This is a genomic window from Micrococcus sp. 2A (assembly GCF_039519235.1).
Taxonomy (GTDB): Bacteria; Actinomycetota; Actinomycetes; order Actinomycetales; family Micrococcaceae; genus Micrococcus.
The window spans coordinates 756,845-773,983 of the sequence record NZ_CP154351.1 but is presented as its reverse complement, the minus strand read 5'-3'; the positions used below and the strand labels follow the sequence as shown (position 1 = coordinate 773,983).

Annotated in this window: 14 protein-coding genes, 7 pseudogenes and 1 other annotated feature; of the genes and pseudogenes, 14 read left to right on the top strand and 7 right to left on the bottom strand. The window is 68.2% G+C overall.

The window, feature by feature from the left end:
* Positions 1–19: 19 nt before the first annotated feature.
* A complete protein-coding gene (gene glsA / locus AAG742_RS03595; RefSeq protein ID WP_298714597.1) occupies positions 20–976 on the bottom strand; it encodes a glutaminase A in 957 nt (318 codons plus the stop codon).
* A gap of 73 nt (positions 977–1,049) precedes the next feature.
* Between glsA and AAG742_RS03590 the strand changes: the two genes are divergently transcribed.
* Positions 1,050–1,877, top strand: coding sequence for a hypothetical protein (locus tag AAG742_RS03590; protein ID WP_298714593.1), 828 nt, complete (start codon positions 1,050–1,052; stop codon positions 1,875–1,877).
* 121 nt (positions 1,878–1,998) lie between these two features.
* Here the strand turns inward: AAG742_RS03590 and AAG742_RS03585 are convergent.
* From AAG742_RS03585 to AAG742_RS03565, 5 genes and pseudogenes are all read right to left on the bottom strand, one after another.
* Positions 1,999–2,535: pseudogene (locus AAG742_RS03585) on the bottom strand (YdhK family protein); the annotation flags it as partial.
* Positions 2,536–2,686: 151 nt separating this feature from the next.
* Positions 2,687–3,004 (bottom strand): annotated as a pseudogene (locus AAG742_RS03580) (integrase core domain-containing protein); the annotation flags it as partial.
* Between the two features lies 1 nt (position 3,005).
* Positions 3,006–4,358 (bottom strand): IS30 family transposase, encoded by a 1,353-nt coding sequence (locus AAG742_RS03575; RefSeq protein ID WP_343282334.1) that lies wholly within the window; start codon positions 4,356–4,358, stop codon positions 3,006–3,008.
* Between the two features lie 139 nt (positions 4,359–4,497).
* Positions 4,498–5,438, bottom strand: a pseudogene (locus AAG742_RS03570) (IS3 family transposase); the annotation flags it as partial.
* Positions 5,035–5,169: a sequence feature (AL1L pseudoknot), on the bottom strand. (Overlaps the previous pseudogene by 135 nt.)
* A gap of 97 nt (positions 5,439–5,535) precedes the next feature.
* Positions 5,536–6,780, bottom strand: coding sequence for an IS256 family transposase (locus tag AAG742_RS03565; protein ID WP_343282335.1), 1,245 nt, complete (start codon positions 6,778–6,780; stop codon positions 5,536–5,538).
* Between the two features lie 136 nt (positions 6,781–6,916).
* On the opposite strand from AAG742_RS03565, the pseudogene AAG742_RS03560 reads away from it, so the two are divergent.
* From AAG742_RS03560 to AAG742_RS03545, 4 genes and pseudogenes are all read left to right on the top strand, one after another.
* Positions 6,917–7,384: pseudogene (locus AAG742_RS03560) on the top strand (flavoprotein); the annotation flags it as partial.
* Positions 7,385–7,398: 14 nt separating this feature from the next.
* The gene (locus AAG742_RS03555; RefSeq protein ID WP_125107085.1) at positions 7,399–7,794 is read left to right on the top strand and encodes a low molecular weight phosphatase family protein; all 396 of its coding nucleotides are present in this window, start codon (positions 7,399–7,401) and stop codon (positions 7,792–7,794) included.
* 199 nt (positions 7,795–7,993) lie between these two features.
* Positions 7,994–8,353 (top strand): metalloregulator ArsR/SmtB family transcription factor, encoded by a 360-nt coding sequence (locus AAG742_RS03550; protein ID WP_006590980.1) that lies wholly within the window; start codon positions 7,994–7,996, stop codon positions 8,351–8,353.
* Positions 8,350–8,952 (top strand): cadmium resistance transporter, encoded by a 603-nt coding sequence (locus AAG742_RS03545; RefSeq protein ID WP_343281991.1) that lies wholly within the window; start codon positions 8,350–8,352, stop codon positions 8,950–8,952. Before AAG742_RS03550 ends, AAG742_RS03545 begins: the two co-directional genes overlap by 4 nt.
* 589 nt (positions 8,953–9,541) lie before the next feature.
* Here the strand turns inward: AAG742_RS03545 and AAG742_RS03540 are convergent.
* Positions 9,542–10,204: pseudogene (locus AAG742_RS03540) on the bottom strand (helix-turn-helix domain-containing protein); the annotation flags it as partial.
* A gap of 68 nt (positions 10,205–10,272) precedes the next feature.
* Between AAG742_RS03540 and AAG742_RS03535 the strand changes: the two are divergent.
* The 9 genes and pseudogenes from AAG742_RS03535 to AAG742_RS03495 all read left to right on the top strand — a co-directional run.
* Positions 10,273–11,222: pseudogene (locus AAG742_RS03535) on the top strand (IS3 family transposase); the annotation flags it as partial.
* A 145-nt stretch (positions 11,223–11,367) separates the two neighbouring features.
* Entirely contained in the window at positions 11,368–12,720 is a 1,353-nt protein-coding gene (locus AAG742_RS03530; RefSeq protein WP_343282334.1) for an IS30 family transposase, read from the top strand.
* A gap of 4 nt (positions 12,721–12,724) precedes the next feature.
* Positions 12,725–13,030 (top strand): annotated as a pseudogene (locus AAG742_RS03525) (integrase core domain-containing protein); the annotation flags it as partial.
* Between the two features lie 495 nt (positions 13,031–13,525).
* Positions 13,526–14,676 (top strand): IS3 family transposase gene (locus AAG742_RS03520; RefSeq protein WP_098471310.1). Its coding sequence is split into 2 segments (ribosomal slippage): positions 13,526–13,796 and positions 13,796–14,676, totalling 1,152 coding nucleotides; the frame shifts between segments, so codons are not numbered across the junction.
* Between the two features lie 206 nt (positions 14,677–14,882).
* Positions 14,883–15,107, top strand: a complete 225-nt coding sequence (locus tag AAG742_RS03515) for a hypothetical protein (RefSeq protein ID WP_343282333.1) — start codon at positions 14,883–14,885, stop codon at positions 15,105–15,107.
* Between the two features lie 114 nt (positions 15,108–15,221).
* Complete coding sequence (locus AAG742_RS03510; protein ID WP_343282332.1) at positions 15,222–16,073, top strand: tyrosine-type recombinase/integrase; 852 nt, start codon at positions 15,222–15,224, stop codon at positions 16,071–16,073.
* A 73-nt stretch (positions 16,074–16,146) separates the two neighbouring features.
* Positions 16,147–16,626: a hypothetical protein gene (locus AAG742_RS03505; RefSeq protein WP_343282331.1), complete on the top strand. Its 480-nt coding sequence runs from the start codon at positions 16,147–16,149 to the stop codon at positions 16,624–16,626.
* Positions 16,627–16,635: 9 nt separating this feature from the next.
* The gene (locus AAG742_RS03500; RefSeq protein ID WP_343282330.1) at positions 16,636–16,797 is read left to right on the top strand and encodes a hypothetical protein; all 162 of its coding nucleotides are present in this window, start codon (positions 16,636–16,638) and stop codon (positions 16,795–16,797) included.
* Positions 16,794–17,099 carry a glutaredoxin family protein gene (locus AAG742_RS03495; RefSeq protein WP_343282329.1) on the top strand — a complete coding sequence of 102 codons (306 nt, stop codon included), beginning with the start codon at positions 16,794–16,796 and terminating at the stop codon, positions 17,097–17,099. Before AAG742_RS03500 ends, AAG742_RS03495 begins: the two co-directional genes overlap by 4 nt.
* Positions 17,100–17,139 lie beyond the last annotated feature (40 nt).

Sequence of the window (17,139 nt, the reverse complement as noted above, 5' to 3'; positions counted from 1 at the left end):
ATCGGGGGGCCGGCGCAGGTCAGTCCGCACCGCGCAGCCCCGCCAGGGCGCCCCGGTGGCGCAGCACGTGCAGGTCCCACCGCTCGCTGAGGCGTTCGAAGATCCCGATGCCGCGCATGGAGTTGCCGCGCTCGTCGAGGCGGGGGGACCACGTGGCGATCCCGACGGCGCCGGGCACCGCGCCCAGCAGGGCCCCCGAGACGCCGCTCTTGGCCGGCACGCCGACCTCGGCCACCCACTGGCCGGTGGCGTCGTACATGCCGCACGTGAGCATGACGGAGAGGGACTGCTCGGCCACCCACTCCTGCAGCACGCGCTCCCCCGAGAGCGGGTTGACCCCACCGGCCGCGAGCGTGGCGCCCATGACCGCCAGCTGCGGCGCGGTGACGAGGATCGAGCACTGCGTGAGGTAGCCGTCCACGGCCTCCCGGGCCTCGATGGGCAGCACGCCCGGGTCGGCCAGCAGGTGGGCGAGGCCCAGGTTCCGGTCGGCCCGCGCGCTCTCCGCCGCGCGGACGTCCTCGGACACCTCGAGGCGGGCCCCGGCCATCGCGCTGTAGCGGTCCAGGAGCAGCCCCGCACGCGTCTGGGCGTCCTTCCCGGGGACGAGGGCGTGGGCCATGATCGCGCCCGCGTTGATGAGGGGGTTGTACGGGCGGCCGTCGTCGTGGAGGGAGAGGTGGTTGAACGCCTCCCCCGAGGGCTCGACGCCGACGTGCTCGAGCACCGCGTCCAGGCCGACCTCCTCGAGGACCACCGCGTAGGTGAGGGCCTTGGAGACCGACTGCAGGGCGAACGCGTGCTCGGCCTCCCCCGCCGAGGCCTGGTGCCCGTCCACCGTGCAGACGGCGGCGGCCAGGCCGTCCCGCTGCCGGCCGGCGACGTCGTCCAGGTAGTCGGATGTCTCCCCCGAGTGGTCCGGCTCGACCTCCTCGAGCGCGGCGGTGAGAGCGGCATCGAGACGGTCGGTGTCCATGCCGGCCAGCCTAGTGGACGGGCCCTCGGTGGCTAGGGTGGGGGCATCCGTCCGCCCGTCGAGAGGCAGTCCCGTGTCCCGCGCCGACGTCACGACCATCCCGCCCGAGAAGTCCCGGCGGGTGCTGGCGGCCGAGGCGCTGGCCGCGCGGTGGGACCGGCCGATGGGCATGCTGGGCGTGCTCTTCCTGTTCGTGGTGCTGGGCCAGCTGCTCGTCACGGAGCCGCGCTGGGCTGCGGTGCTCACCTGGCTGGGCTGGGCGTTCTGGGCGGTGTTCCTCGGCGAGTTCCTGCTGCGCGCCTACATCGCGCGGTTCAGCACGGAGTTCTGGAAGCGGAACTGGTGGCAGGTCGTGTTCATGCTGGTCCCGTTCCTGCGGTTCTTCCGGGCGCTGCAGGCGCTGCGGCTGGTCCGGCTCGCCCGGCTCTCACGGGTGGCGCGCGTCGGCGGCATCCTCTCTGCCGGCATCCGCGGCTCCCGTTCCGCCGGGCGCCTGCTCTCCAGTCGCCTGGCGTGGCTGGCGGCGGTGACCGCCGTCGTGATCCTGGCTGCGAGCCAGCTGCTCTACGCCCTCGAGGCCGTGGAGGACTACACCGACGCGCTGTACCAGACGGCCATGGCCACCATCACGGGCTCGGGCATCGCGGCGGACCACCCGGGGGCACGCGTGCTGTCGGTGGCGCTCGCCGTCTACTCCGTGGCGGTGTTCGCCACCCTGGCCGGCTCCCTGGGCGCGTACTTCCTGCGGGGCGACGAGGCGAAGGAGCACGAGCGCGCCCGGCAGGACGAGGGGCTCGCCGAGGTGCTCCACGCCGTGGAGGAGGAGCACGCCGCGGAGGCCGCGGCCCGGCGGGCGGCCTGCGGACCGCGGGGCAGCCACCGGCGCGGGGCGCAGGAGTAGGGCCGTCGCAGGGACGTGAGGGTCGGGACCTCGGACTGGACCGACAGGCGCCGGCGCGGGACCTTCTCCCCCGCGGGGCTGCGGATCGCGGACCAGGTCGACGGCGTCACCGTGCGGGCCGGACCTCGTCCTCCACGACCCACTTGTGGTCCGTGACCTTCTCGCCGCCGTCCGTGGGGGTGTAGTCGACCTGGTAGGCGGTGGTGTCGAACGCGCCGGTGACGGTGGCCTCGGCGCCCTTCATGCCGGGCATGTGGTCGGCGGTCAGCGTGACCTCGGTGCCCACGGGGTAGGCCGGGTCGTCGGCCTCCTCGATGCCGGCCGGCGAGGGGCCGCCGTCCATCGCGTGCTCCATCGAGTGGCCTGCGTGGCCGGAGGCGGCGGCCGATCCGCTCGCGTCCTTGGAGCGCATGTCGTCCATGCGGCTGGCGGCGGCTGACGACGCGTCCGAGGCGGCGGATCCCACGGCTGGGCCCGCGGAGGAGGCCAGGGAGCTCGCAGCCGCCCCGATCGAGGGAGCGGCCGAACCCACCGCGGCACCCGCCGAGGAGGCGGCGTCCGTCACCTTCTCCTGGTCCTCGGCGGAACAGCCGGCGAGGGCGAGGGCACCCGCGAGAAGGGCGGCGGTCAGGGCGGGGCGGGTATGCGTGGAGCGCATGCGTGGAGCTCCTCCGTGCTCGTGCCGGTTGCGCGGCGCACCGGGCGTGCAGACCACTCCAGGTCGGCGGTCCGCGGTACTGCCAGGTCTCCGGTGAGCGGCGCGGACACCGTCATCGCGGAACTGAAGCGTCCCGGGTTTCGTACCGCTCCTATGTGGGTGCCAGCTCTCGGTTGAGGGCGGCGTAGTAGGCAGTCTCGTACTGGGCCGGGGTGGTCATAGCCAGGGACGAGTGGAGCCTTCGATTGTTGTACCACTCGACCCATCCGGCGGTGGCGTACTCGACGTCGGCGATGGTCTTGTACGGGCCGTTGTGGAAGATCGTGGTGGTGATGCACTCGGTCTTGTACAAGCCGATGACGCATTCCATGAGCGCGTTGTCATACGCATCGGCGACGGTCCCGATGGACGCGGCGATGCCCTCGGCGGCCAGGTGCTCGGCGAAGCGAAGGCTCGTGTACTGGGCGGGTTCAACCGGTCGTTGCAACACCGTGCGTTGAGAGCGAGCGTAGCTGCTCGGCGAAGACCTCCGCGGGAGTCTTCCAGTCCAGGACCTTCCTGGGCCTGTTGTTCAGCGTGTACGCGACTGCTGCGAGGTCCTCGGCCGACCATCTCGACAGGTCCGTGCCCTTGGGGAAGTACTGCCGCAGCACCCCGTTCGTGTTCTCGTTCGTCGGCCGCTGCCACGGCGAGTGGGGGTCAGCGAAGAACACCTTCGTGCCCGTGGCCATCGTGAACTGGACATGCCCGGCCAGCTCCTTGCCCCGATCCCACGTCAAGCTCTGACGCAGCTGCTCCGGCACCGTCGCCATCGCCTTGATCAGGGCCGCGGTCATCGCCTCAGCCCCGTACCCACCCAGCGACGGCCCGTTCTTCACCGGCGGCCGCTCTCCCCATCCCTGCAGGCGGGGCAAGTGGACCAGGATCGTGGCCCGGCTCTTGCGCTCGGCCAGAGTCCCGATCGCTGAACGCTCGGTCCCGATGATCAGGTCCCCTTCCCAGTGCCCGGGCACAGCACGATCAGCGGCCTCGGGTGGGCGCTTGCTGAACACCACGTCCTCGGTGACGTGGCCCTGGGGCTTGTTCCGGGTACGTGCCCGCGGCTCGCGCAGAGCCCGCCCGGTACGCAGGCACGCGACGAGCTCACGCTTGAGCGCCCCACGCCCCTGGATGAACAGCGACTGATAGATCGCTTCATGAGAGATCCGCATGGACTCATCATCCGGGAACTCCAGGCGCAGCCGGCGGCTGATCTGCTCAGGGCTCCACGCCGTAGACCACCGCCGGTCCGCCCGGCGCGGTTTCATCTTCCGCCCCTTGAAACCGGGCCCGACTGGTCCCGGCACGGCCACGCCATCGGGGCCCAGGACCACCCCGTTCAGGCGTGCCTGGACGTAGTCGTGCAGTCGCTGGTTCGTGGCCAGCTTCGCCGGCTTGGGCCGCCTGGCAGCTTCCTGGGCCTTCCACTGCGCCACCGTGGCCCGGTACTCCTGCTTCCCGGAACGAGTGGCGCAGTTACGGCGCAGCTCACGGCTGATCGTGCCGGGATCACGTCCCAGCGTGCGTGCGATCTGACGGACCCCCTGGCCCTGGGCATGGAGGATTGCGATCTCTTCACGCTCAGCGAAGGACAGGTACCGGCCGGTGGGCTCGGCCAGGGACAGCGGGGTCATCCCGCCAGCGTGACGGAACCAGCGCGCCCCGACGGGCCAGGACACGCCCACAGTCAGGGATGCCTCGACCGTCGTAACGCCGGTGGCGATCACACGCCAGAACTGGCGTTGCACCTCTCGTGAGGGCTGCGGCCTGCCAGGAGAGCGCATCGGGGCCCGCAAGGCCCGATCCGCTCTCCACTGTCGACGTGTCCCCTCGGGCACGTCACTGATCTTCCTCGCCCAGTCCTTGCTTGCCATCGCCCATACCTCCAGTGATTCCGAGAGGGTGTTGCGACGACCGATTGAATCCACCCTGCGACCCGGCATCGCTGTGCGCGATCAGCTCGCCGGGCTGCACAGGGTGCCCGTGCCGGTCACGGTCCCACAACGCGATCCGCAGCGGGGTCAGGACCAGCGGGGTCGTCTTGGCCGTCGCGGCATGCCAGGCGAGGATTCTCTGCGAGTAGCAGTCCAGCACGAACGCGACGTATACGAAGCCCGCCCACGTGCGCACATAGGTGAAGTCCGCGACCCACTTCGTGTTCGGCGCGGCCGCGGTGAAGTCTCGATTGAGCAGGTCACCGGCACGGCAGCCGTCCTTGGCCGGGACGGTGGTGCGCACTGGCCTGCCTCGACGCACACCGTTCATCCCCGCAACCCGCATGAGCCGGTCCACACGACCGGCGCCGACCTGGTGACCTTCTCGACGCAGCCACGCGGTCATCTTCCGACGCCCGTACAGCCCTTCCGGGGTGCCGACAAGGTCGTGCAGGACGTTGAGCAGGACCGCGTCGGACGTGTCACGAGCCGACGCGCTGCGGCGGCGCCACGCCCGGTAGGTGCGTGCGGCGATCTGACAGCCCTCCTGACGGAGCACCCTGCAGATCGACTCGACCGCATGCCCCTTGGCGCGCATCTGATCGATGAATCCCATGATCATCGGTTGCGGGGGTCGAGCTCCCCCGCGAAGAAAATCGAGGCCTTGCGCAGGATCTCGTTGTCCTCCCGCAATCGCTTGACCTCGCCGCGCAGGCGCTTGAGCTCGGCCAGGTCATCGCTGGTCGGCCCGTCCTTGAGGCCGGCGTCGACGCGGTGCTGACAGACCCAGCGGCGCAAGGTCTCGCGCCCCACGTCGACCTTCGGCGACACCAAAGCCACGGCCTTCGTGACTGACCCGGCTTCCTCGACACGGTCCAGGACCATCCGCACCGCGCGGTCCTTCACCTCGGGATCGAACTTCTTCGGCATGAACAACATCCTCTCGAACTCGAAAGGAAGCGGCATCACACCCGGGACGCTTGGTCAAGTCCCTGGAAGTGGTGTAACCGTCTTCGAGGCATGAGAATCAGGCCAGGGCCGGCATCACCTCCGTGCCCATCACGGTGCCCGGTTCTTGCGTGAGGGGCTCGCGGCAGCGGGCCAGCAGCTCGAGACCGAGGTACCGGCGGCCCTCGGCCCACTCATCCGTCTGCTCAGCCAACACGGCCCCCACGAGCCGCACCACGGCATCCCGGTTCGGGAAGATGCCCACCGCGTCCGTGCGGCGCCGGATCTCCCGATTCAGGCGCTCGGCAGGGTTGTTCGACCAGATCTGGGACCACACGTCCTTCGGGAACGAGATGATCGCGAGGATGTCCTCCCGAGCAGCATCGAGGTGCCCAGCCACGGCGGGCAACCGCTCGGCCACGTAGTCCAAGAGCCGGTCGAACTGGGCGTGCACCGCCGGCCCGTCAGGCTGGTCGTAGACGCTGTGGAGCATGGCCTTCACCGCCGGCCACATGGCCTTCGGGGTCACCGCCATCAGGTTCGCGGCATAGTGCGTGCGGCACCGCTGCCACACGGCCCCGGGCAGGCTCGCCGCGATGGCTTCGACCAGGCCACGGTGGGAGTCCGAAGTCACCAGTCTCACCCCGTGAAGGCCGCGGGCGACCAGATCAGCGAAGAACTCGTTCCACGCCGCGCCTGACTCCGTGGTGGCCACCCGCAGCCCGAGTACCTCACGTCGCCCGTCAGCGTTGACGCCGGTGGCGACCATGGCCACCGCGTTGATCACCCGACCACCCTCGCGAACCTTCATGGTCAGGGCGTCCGCGGCGAGGAACACGAACGGGCCGGCATCCCCCAGCGGGCGGTGCCGGAACGCGTCGATGTGCTCGTCCAGCTCGGCGGCCATCCGGCTGACCTGGGACTTCGAGAGCGAGTCGATGCCCAGCTGGCGCACGAGCTTGTCCATGCGTCGGGTGGAGACCCCAGCGAGGTAGCAGTCGGCGACGACCGTGATCAACGCGGACTCGGCCCGCTTGCGTCGCTCGAGCAGCCACTCTGGGAAGTACGTGCCGGCGCGCAGTTTCGGGATGGCCACGTCGATCGTGCCGGCGCGGGTGTCGAGGGGCCGGTGGCGGTACCCGTTGCGCTGTGCGGTGCGGGTATCAGAAGCGGTGCCGTACTCGGCGCCGCAGACCGCGTCTGCGTCAGCGCTGAGCAGGGCGTTGATCACGGTCTGCAGCAGGTGGCGCAACAAGTCCGGCGAGGCTTCGCCGATCGCTTCGCGTAGCAGGCCTTCAGGGTCGACAATGTGAGGAGCGGTCATCGTGGTGATGTCCCTTTCGAGAGTGCTGTGGAAGGTTCACTCGAAGGCTCCCACGGTGACCGCGTCCATGCTGGGGACGGTGTTGGCGGCCGGGGAGGGTTACACCACTATCAGGGACTCAACTGGACGCTTCACTGTCGACGTCATCGTGAACGCCACCGGATTCCGGCCCGACCTCGACATGCTCCGCGAGATCCGCCTCGGCCTCGACGACATCGTCGAAGCACCCCGAGCCCTCGCACCACTGATCGACCCGAACCTGCACTCCTGCGGCTCCGTTCCCCCGCACGGTGTCGCCGAGTTGGCGCACCCGGAGCCGAACTTCTTCATCGCCGGCATGAAGTCCTACGGCCGCGCGCCCACGTTCCTGCTCCTCACCGGCTACGAGCAGGTCCGCTCCATCGCCGCCGAACTCGCCGGCGACCACACCGCAGCCCGACAGCTCGAACTCGTCCTCCCCGAAACGGGTGTCTGCTCCACCGACATCGGCGGCAGCTCCTGCTGCACCACCCCGCCCGCCACCGCCACTCCTGCCGCTGAGGACGCTGCCTGCTGCACTCCGCTTGATTCGGCTACCGGCAACACCTCGTGCTGCACCAACTGACCGGACTTGCATCCATGACCACGAAGCCCACTGTCCTGTTCATCTGCAAGCACAACGCCGGCCGCTCACAACTCGGCGCAGCACTCCTCGAACTCGCCGCACCCGACCGATACACGGCCACCTCCGCCGGCATCACCCCGGCCGACGAGGTGAACCCCTCGATCGCCGCGACCGTAGGCGAACTCGGCCTCGACATCACCGCACGCATGCCGCGGCGCGTGACGCCCGACCTGCTCGAACACGCGGACATCGTCGTCCTCATGAAGCCCGGACTCGAACTCCCCGCAGAACCTGGCGGCACGGTCCTGGAGTGGTCGTTCCCCGACCCCAACTCCTGGTCACCGGAAGACGTGCGACCAATGCGGGACGCCATCGCAGAACGCATCGAACGAGAGCTCCTGCAGCCGTAGCGACCGGGCTACCCGACACGAAGCGAAGCCAGAAGGACGACACAGAGCGAAGCTGTTCACATGCGTACATGACGATCCCTCACAAGAAGTCGTCGAGGACTGAGCTCGCTCGACGTACGGTGAAGGATCCCCTTACGGGCATGCGATCTGGGCTGACGCCTGTGACCGAGTGTTCAGTTCGCGCTGTATAGTTCAGTCCATGCTGACTATCGCTTCGCGTCTCGACGTGATGAACCGCCTGGGTCGTGCACTGGCCGACCCCACTCGATCCCGGATCATCTTGACCCTGCTCGACCATCCCGCTTACCCGGCGGAACTGGCCCGAGATCTGGACCTGACACGCCCGAACGTGTCCAACCACCTGGCATGCCTGCGCGATTGCGGGATCGTCGTCTCCGAGCCTGAGGGTCGTCGGACACGATATGAGATCGCCGATTCGCACCTGGCGCAGGCGCTGACGGCACTGGTCGATGCCACCCTGGCAGTGGACGAAGACGCCCCGTGCATCGATCCCGCCTGCTCGCTTCCCGGATGCGACGCAGCTGGGGAGGGCGCATGATCCTCACCTCGGTCTTGCAGGCGATGGGCCTGTTCGCAGCGACCAACATCGACGACATCATCGTGCTCTCCCTCTTCTTCGCGCGAGGGGCAGGCCAGCGCGGCACTACCGCCCGCATTCTGGCCGGCCAGTACCTCGGATTCGCCGGCATCCTCGGTGCCGCGGTCCTGGTGACCATCGGCGCCGGAGCATTCCTGCCCTCGGCAGCCATCCCGTACTTCGGTCTCATCCCTCTGGGCCTCGGCCTCTGGGCCGCATGGCAGGCCTGGCGCGGAGACGATGACGAGGATGACGACGAGGCCAAGGTTGCCGGCAAGAAGGTCGGCGTGTGGACAGTCGCAGGCGTCACCCTTGCCAACGGCGGCGACAACATCGGCGTCTACACCCCTGTCTTCCTCAGCGTGGAACCTCTCGCAGTAGTCGCCTACTGCATCGTCTTCCTCGCGCTCGTCGCGGTCCTGGTGGCCCTGGCAAAGTTCGTCGCCACCCGCCCCCCGATCGCCGAAGTGCTCGAACGCTGGGAGCACGTCCTCTTCCCCATCGTTCTCATCGGCCTCGGCATCGTGATTCTCGTCAGCGGCGGGGCCTTCGGACTCTGACGTAGCGGCAGCGATCCAAACGGCCCCGACCGGGCGCACCCCTCTCGGTTCAGACCGCGACACCTACCTGCAGCCAGTCCTGCGTGATCGCGGCAACAAGACCGCCACGGAGCGCTGCAAAAACCCCGCCACCAAGCGAACGAAGCCACAGCCCCGTCGCATCCCGGACGCCCGCCACAAACGACCGTTTATGGGCTCTTCCCAGATGAGGGTGTAGGTCGGCCGGGCGCGTCGGTCCGCAGGTAGACATCGAGGTCTCCCGACGATGGAGGTTCCTACGCCATCCATCCGAAAGACCTCGACGTGACCGACGCTACCCCGCCGGCCGGCTTCGGCCGCCTTGACCTGAGCGCCTTCGCGTCTCATCCCAATCGACCCTGATCGAGTCTGCTGACCCCCTCGACGAGAACGCAGCGACACATCACAGCCACCCGACCCCGGCCGTCCGGGAAGCCGGGGCACGTCACATGGCCTGTGCTGCGGGCGTGTCGAGTGGGTCGTCCAGGGGCGACGCAGTAGCGTCGACGCGACGTGCTGAGAGGTGGTTCCAGTCGAGCACTAGGACACCGGCTACAGGCATGGCGATAGGTCAGGAACGGCGTCGCTCCCTGCGCAGGAGGGAGCGCAGAGTCTCGGCGTTCGCGTAGCCGACCCGTAGCGCGATCTCGGCGGAGGTGAGATCCGTGGTTGCTGAGAGGTGCCGAGCTCGTTCGGTGCGAAGCCGTTGGACGAACCCGAGCGGAGTGAGGTTGAGCGCCGCACGGACTCGTCGTTCGAGGGTGCGCCGGCTGGTGCCGAGCGACTGCGCGACGAAGGCGACGTTGAACGGTTCGTCCAGGCGGGCGCGCACGAAGCGTTCGAACTCGACGACGATCGGGTCCTCGTGCCGGAGATGTTCGTAGGCGACGAAGGCCGCCTGCGACGGACGCTCGTCGATGATGAGGAGCTTGGCGACATGTTGGGCCAGGTCGGGGCTGATCGATCGCACGAGTGAGAGCGCGAGGTCGATGTGGGCGAACGCAGCGCCGGCGGTGACGAGGTTCCCGTCGACCACGACCATGGTGTCGAGATCGAGGGCGACGGTCGGATAGCGCTTCAGGAACTCCGGCCCCAGGAACCAGCTGGTCGTCGCCCGCCGATGATGCATCCGTCCGGTCTCGGCGACGGCGAACACGCCGGTGCACGCCGCGGCGATCCGGGTGGTCGCCTCGTCGAGGCGCCCGAGCGAGGCGATGACCGAACGAGCATCTCGGGGCGCTTGACCCCTGATCTTGGACACGCTGATTCCAACACGATGATGGGGAAGCGAGAATCCGAGGGATGGCTAGGAAGAACTACACGGACGAGTTCCGGCAGCGGGCGGTGGACTTGTACGAGTCGACGCCCGGTGCGACGTTGAATGGCATCGCGGCGGACCTCGGGATCTCCCGCGGTGCGCTGCGGGAGTGGGTCGAGAAGCACGGCTCGGGCACGACGACCGCCGGCACCATGTCGCCGCCCACGTCGGGGCGGTCGGAGTCGCAGGCGGCGAGGATCGTGCGGCTGGAGGCGGAACTGGCGGCGTCGAAGGCGGAGAAGCTGAAGCTCGAGACGGAGCGGGACATCCTCCGTCAGGCGGCGAAGTATTTCGCCGGGGAGACGAACTGGTGAACCGCTTCCAGTTCGTCGAGGACCACAAGGACGCCTACGGCGTGAAGCGGTTGTGCGAGATCGTCGAGATCGCGAGGTCGTCGTTCTACGCCTGGCTCGCGGCGGCTCCGGGACGGGCGGCGAGAGCGGCCGAAGATACAGCCCTCGCCGCACGGATCAGGGTGCTGCAGGACCCCGCCCAGGGCGGCGACCGCGCCTACGGGGCACCCCGGATCACCGCCGACCTCAACGACGGCGTCACCACCGCCGCCGAGCGGGTGAATCACAAGCGCGTCGCCCGCGTGATGCGTGAGCACCAGCTGGTGGGGATCCGGCTGCGACGCCGGGTGAAGACCACGATCCCGGACCAGTCCGGGAGGAAGTTCCCCGACCTGATCGGCCGGGACTTCTCGATCGGGGAGCCGAACCGCCGGTACGTCGGCGATATCACCTACCTCCCGATCGCAGACGGGTCGAACCTGTATCTCGCGACGTGCATCGACCTCGGCTCCCGCAAGCTCGCGGGCTGGCAGGTCGCCGACCACATGCGCACCGAACTCGTCGAGGACGCACTCCGCGCCGCGGCCCGCGACCGCGGCAGTCTCGCCGGCGCCGTGTTTCACAGCGACCACGGCAGCGTCGGTGGATTCAATCGGTCGTCGCAACACCCTCTCGGAATCACTGGAGGTATGGGCGATGGCAAGCAAGGACTGGGCGAGGAAGATCAGTGACGTGCCCGAGGGGACACGTCGACAGTGGAGAGCGGATCGGGCCTTGCGGGCCCCGATGCGCTCTCCTGGCAGGCCGCAGCCCTCACGAGAGGTGCAACGCCAGTTCTGGCGTGTGATCGCCACCGGCGTTACGACGGTCGAGGCATCCCTGACTGTGGGCGTGTCCTGGCCCGTCGGGGCGCGCTGGTTCCGTCACGCTGGCGGGATGACCCCGCTGTCCCTGGCCGAGCCCACCGGCCGGTACCTGTCCTTCGCTGAGCGTGAAGAGATCGCAATCCTCCATGCCCAGGGCCAGGGGGTCCGTCAGATCGCACGCACGCTGGGACGTGATCCCGGCACGATCAGCCGTGAGCTGCGCCGTAACTGCGCCACTCGTTCCGGGAAGCAGGAGTACCGGGCCACGGTGGCGCAGTGGAAGGCCCAGGAAGCTGCCAGGCGGCCCAAGCCGGCGAAGCTGGCCACGAACCAGCGACTGCACGACTACGTCCAGGCACGCCTGAACGGGGTGGTCCTGGGCCCCGATGGCGTGGCCGTGCCGGGACCAGTCGGGCCCGGTTTCAAGGGGCGGAAGATGAAACCGCGCCGGGCGGACCGGCGGTGGTCTACGGCGTGGAGCCCTGAGCAGATCAGCCGCCGGCTGCGCCTGGAGTTCCCGGATGATGAGTCCATGCGGATCTCTCATGAAGCGATCTATCAGTCGCTGTTCATCCAGGGGCGTGGGGCGCTCAAGCGTGAGCTCGTCGCGTGCCTGCGTACCGGGCGGGCTCTGCGCGAGCCGCGGGCACGTACCCGGAACAAGCCCCAGGGCCACGTCACCGAGGACGTGGTGTTCAGCAAGCGCCCACCCGAGGCCGCTGATCGTGCTGTGCCCGGGCACTGGGAAGGGGACCTGATCATCGGGACCGAGCGTTCAGCGATCGGGACTCTGGCCGAGCGCAAGAGCCGGGCCACGATCCTGGTCCACTTGCCCCGCCTGCAGGGATGGGGAGAGCGGCCGCCGGTGAAGAACGGGCCGTCGCTGGGTGGGTACGGGGCTGAGGCGATGACCGCGGCCCTGATCAAGGCGATGGCGACGGTGCCGGAGCAGCTGCGTCAGAGCTTGACGTGGGATCGGGGCAAGGAGCTGGCCGGGCATGTCCAGTTCACGATGGCCACGGGCACGAAGGTGTTCTTCGCTGACCCCCACTCGCCGTGGCAGCGGCCGACGAACGAGAACACGAACGGGGTGCTGCGGCAGTACTTCCCCAAGGGCACGGACCTGTCGAGATGGTCGGCCGAGGACCTCGCAGCAGTCGCGTACACGCTGAACAACAGGCCCAGGAAGGTCCTGGACTGGAAGACTCCCGCGGAGGTCTTCGCCGAGCAGCTACGCTCGCTCTCAACGCACGGTGTTGCAACGACCGGTTGAACCCGCCGTCTACGCCTCGAAGGCCTACGCGGCCCTCTGCGAGCAGCTCACCGTCGTCCAGTCCATGGGTGCGGTGGGCACGAGTGCCGACAACTCACTCGCGGAGAGTTTCAACGCCGCGCTCAAGCGGGAGCTTCTCGAGGGCCGGGCCGCATTTCCAGATCAGGCCACGGCCTACCGGGCCGTGTTCCGATGGGCGAACCGCTACAACACCCGCCGACGCCACTCCACGATCGGCCAGGTGAGCCCAAATAGCTACGAGAACGCCTACGACGCCGCGAGGTCAGCTACCCTCACGGAAGCGGCATAACCGAACCGACACCGGGTCCACGATCAAGGGTCAAGGCCCCCTTCTCTATCACCGAGCTGGCACAAGTGGCAGAACTGCTGGAGCTTACGCTTGGCGACTTGCTCGGCCCGGTCATCCTCCAGGCACGAAGAATCCCCCACACCGACATGGTCGGTGCAGGGGCCTCTGCTCGGCTCCTCCGGTTGGACTCGAACCAACAACCCTTCGATTACTCGTCGCGAAGCCTCGCTAATCACACCGTCGCCGCGACTCTCCGGCTCGTCGTCATCCTCAGGGCTACCCTGAAGTCGCCGACCGACGAAGGGCACGTCGCATGACCATCTCGCAGCAGGCTCGTATATCCGCCCCCAGAGCTAACAAGCACCTCTCGGCCCACGAGTGCAGGGACGAGCTCAAAGGCGCACTCGCCGAGTGGGCTGACCCCGTTTCGTAGGTCCAGTCGTTATGAGAGTCGTCCTGTTGCCCGCGGTCGCGGGCAGGGAGACTGGTCAGATCATGACGAACAGCAGGAAGCGTCACACCCCCGAGCAGGTCGTCCGTAAGCTCGGGCAGGCCGACAGGATGCTCGCCGATGGTCAGGACGTCGCGGCGGTGTGCCGGGAGCTCGGGGTGTCCGAGCAGACGTACTACCGGTGGCGGAACCAGTACGGCGGCCTCAAGGCCGACGATGCAAAGCGCCTGAAGGAGCTGGAGAAGCAGAACGCGACCCTGAAGCGTCTGCTCGCGGAAGCGGAGCTGGAGAAGGCCGCGCTCAAGGAGCTGGCTGAGGGAAACTTCTAAGCCCGGACAGGCGCCGCGCCGCCGTCGATCACCTCAAGCGCAAGTTGCGGGTGAGCGAACGGATGGCGTGCCGTCTGGTCGGGCTGAGCCGCTCCGCGTACCGGCGACCGCTCAAGGGCGACACGGTCGCGGACCCGGATCGGGCGCTCAGGGAGTGGCTGCGCGCCTGGGCGAAGGACCATCCCCGCTACGGGTATCGGCGGGCGTATCACGACGCCCGCGCCGAGGGGTGGGTGGTGAACCACAAGAAGATCCAACGCCTGTGGCGTGACGAAGGGCTCCGGGTCCCGCAGCGGCGTCGACGCAAGCGCGTCGGGTCCTCGACCGTCGACGCGCCGACGGCGGACGCGCCGAACGTGGTGTGGGCGGTGGACTTCCAGTTCGACGCCGACGAGCACGGACGACCGATCAAGATCTGCTCGATCGTCGACGAACACACCCGGGAGTGCATCGGCGGCCTCGTGGAGCGCTCGATTACCGCCGACCGACTCACCGCCCACCTCGAGGACCTCGTCGCCGCCCGGGGCGCCCCGGCGGTGCTCAGGTCGGACAACGGGCCGGAGTTCATCAGCGAGGCGATGGCCGACTGGGCCGGCACCCGCACCGGCCTGTCCTACATCCCTCCGGGCTCGCCGTGGCGCAACGGGTACGTCGAGTCGTTCAACAGCCGGATCCGCGACGAGTGCCTCAACATCAACAGCTTCTACTCACTGCTGCACGCACAGGTCATCATCGGCGACTGGAAGGACGAGTACAACCACCACCGCCGGCACTCCTCGCTCGGCTACCTAACCCCAGCCGAGTACGCTCGGCAGTGCACCCATCAAATGGAAACCGACGACTCACAGAACGTCCGGACCGAATGAAGGGGGCGGCTCACGAGCTCGAGTCCTTGACCCACGTGACCGACCCGCCCAACGCCATTATGAGCGCGATGATCCGCTACGAGACCTGACACCGGTTACTTGTCCATCCGAGCGCCCTGGACGCCCAAGGACAGCCACTGGCTTAACGAGTCGGCTCCCTCGCCAGTATTGACATCACCACTCGCACACCTGAAAGGGCGGCCACCATGTGGATCTTCGCCGGAGCCATCATCATGTTCCTCATCGCGCTCATCACCCGTCCCTTCTCTACCGGGCTGGCCCTCCTCAAGTTCCTGGCGTTCTCCGTCGCCGCCGTGAGCGCTTTCGCCCTCTACATGGGCGGTCCCATGTCTATGTACGCCGGCCCGGCGGTCGTCGGCGGCATCAGCTGGCTCGCCCTCCAGTTCGTCCCCATGCCCCGACACGGTTGAGCACACCCGGCTAAGCACACGCACTAAGGGGGGGCAGCCATAAACGGGTTGCCCCCCCTTTTTTGCCCATCAGACCCGTGTGACGATCACTCCTCCCCATGTAGGAGGCACCCCATGTCGTCACGCCCACCACATCTCGCCGGATTCGAGTCGTGGCTTACCGTCTTCCGCCGGCCGCGCACAGTTGCCAACCGCGTGCACTACGCCCAACGTCTGCACGCCTGGACCCATGAGAACGACCTCGACGCCCTCACCCTCACCCCCGGACAACTCGCGGAGTGGCTGCTCACCGTCGGCGCCTCACCCGCCACGCGCAAGAACGCTGCGGACGCCATCCGCGTCTACTACCGCTGGGCCATCGATCTCAACCTCACCGACACCAACCCAGCCGATAAGCTCCCCCGATTCACCGTGCCCCGCGGCCTCCCCCGCCCCACGCCAGACCACATCCTCCGTGGCGCCATCACACGATGCACCCGCCCTCAGGACATTCTGATGCTCCTACTGGGCTCCCTCTCCGGCCTGCGCGTGGCAGAGATGTCCCGCCTCCGCGCCGAAGACATCAACGACGGACAGATCCGTGTCACTGGCAAGGGCGGTCATATCCGCCACGTTCCCGTCCACCCCCTCCTGAACGAGGCGCTCGCCCTCGCACCCTCATGCGGCTGGCTATTCCCCAGCGACCGCAACCCCAGCGGCCACTACCTACCCGCTTCCATCGGTCAACGCATCCATGACCTGCTGGCCACAACCGGCTGGTCCGCCCATACCCTCCGGCATCGCTTCGCGACCCACGTCTACTCCTCATCCCTGGACATCCTTGGCCTACGCGATCTCCTAGGCCACGCCGATGTCACCACCACCATGGTCTACACCCGCGTAGCCGCGGAAAAACTCTCCCGCGACGTCGCCGCCCTCCAGACACTTCCGGGCATGACCGATCGCATCCAAACCCTCGCCTCCTGACGCGTGGACACGCATGACCCCGCCACTGCCACGAATCCAGGTCGACCCTTCGCCCAAGCAACGGAGACCCATCATGGCCATCAAAACCGCCCTTCCCATCGCCTTCAGCTGCGGCCACACCGAGACCGTAGACCTCACCCATGTCCCCGCCGGCCGCCGCAAGAACCACGCCTTCGGCCTCGGCAAGAACCGCGTCTGCACGAAGTGCTTTAAGACCCAAGGCGCCGCTGATCTCGACAAGCTCAACCGGCAGACACTCCTCGACGCCGCCGCGTTCGAGCAGGAGCACGAGCTCCCCGAGCTCACCGGCACCGAGAAGCAGCTCAACTGGGCCACCCGTATCCGCTACCAGGTCCTCGCAGCCGTCCTCGAGGAACAGGACGAGGAGACCGCCAGCGAAGCCTTCGCCGCCGCCCGTACGCTCACCCGCTCTGGCTGGTGGATCGACAACTGCGCGGACAAGGACCTCGACACCGACGACCACCTCGAACTCATCGCCACCGCTGACGAGTCCGGCCAGCCCGAGCACGTCGCCACCGAGAACCCCTTCTGAGGAGCCACCATGCCGCCGCAAACCTGCACCCCCACCAAGCCCTTCGACCACCTACGCCCCAAGCCCATCCCCCTGCGCGCTTTCGGCTACAGCCCGCAGGCTGACATCCTGCTGCGCCGCACGGTCCTGGCCCGCCTTTCTACAGTCCCGCACCCGGGCCCCGGACGATGAGCGAGGAGACCACCGCGATGATCACCGTGTACGGCCAGCCCACCTGCTACCCCTGCAAGCAGGCCACCGCATACCTCGACCGCCACCAGATCCCCTACGACTACGTCGATCTGACTGGCCGGCCCGAGCTTGTGACCAAGCTGAAGTCCAGCGGACTGGAGCAGACCCCCATCCTGCAGACCCCCACGAGCACCACCTCCGGTCTGCGCCTGGACGCTCTGCAAGCGGCCGTGGCTGAGTACCGCGCCGCGGACACGGCCACCACGCCCGCTCCCGCCCCGCACGGGCCAGCCCACACTTGACCGGCCACGGCCGGCCACTGTGGCCACCGGACACTCCCGT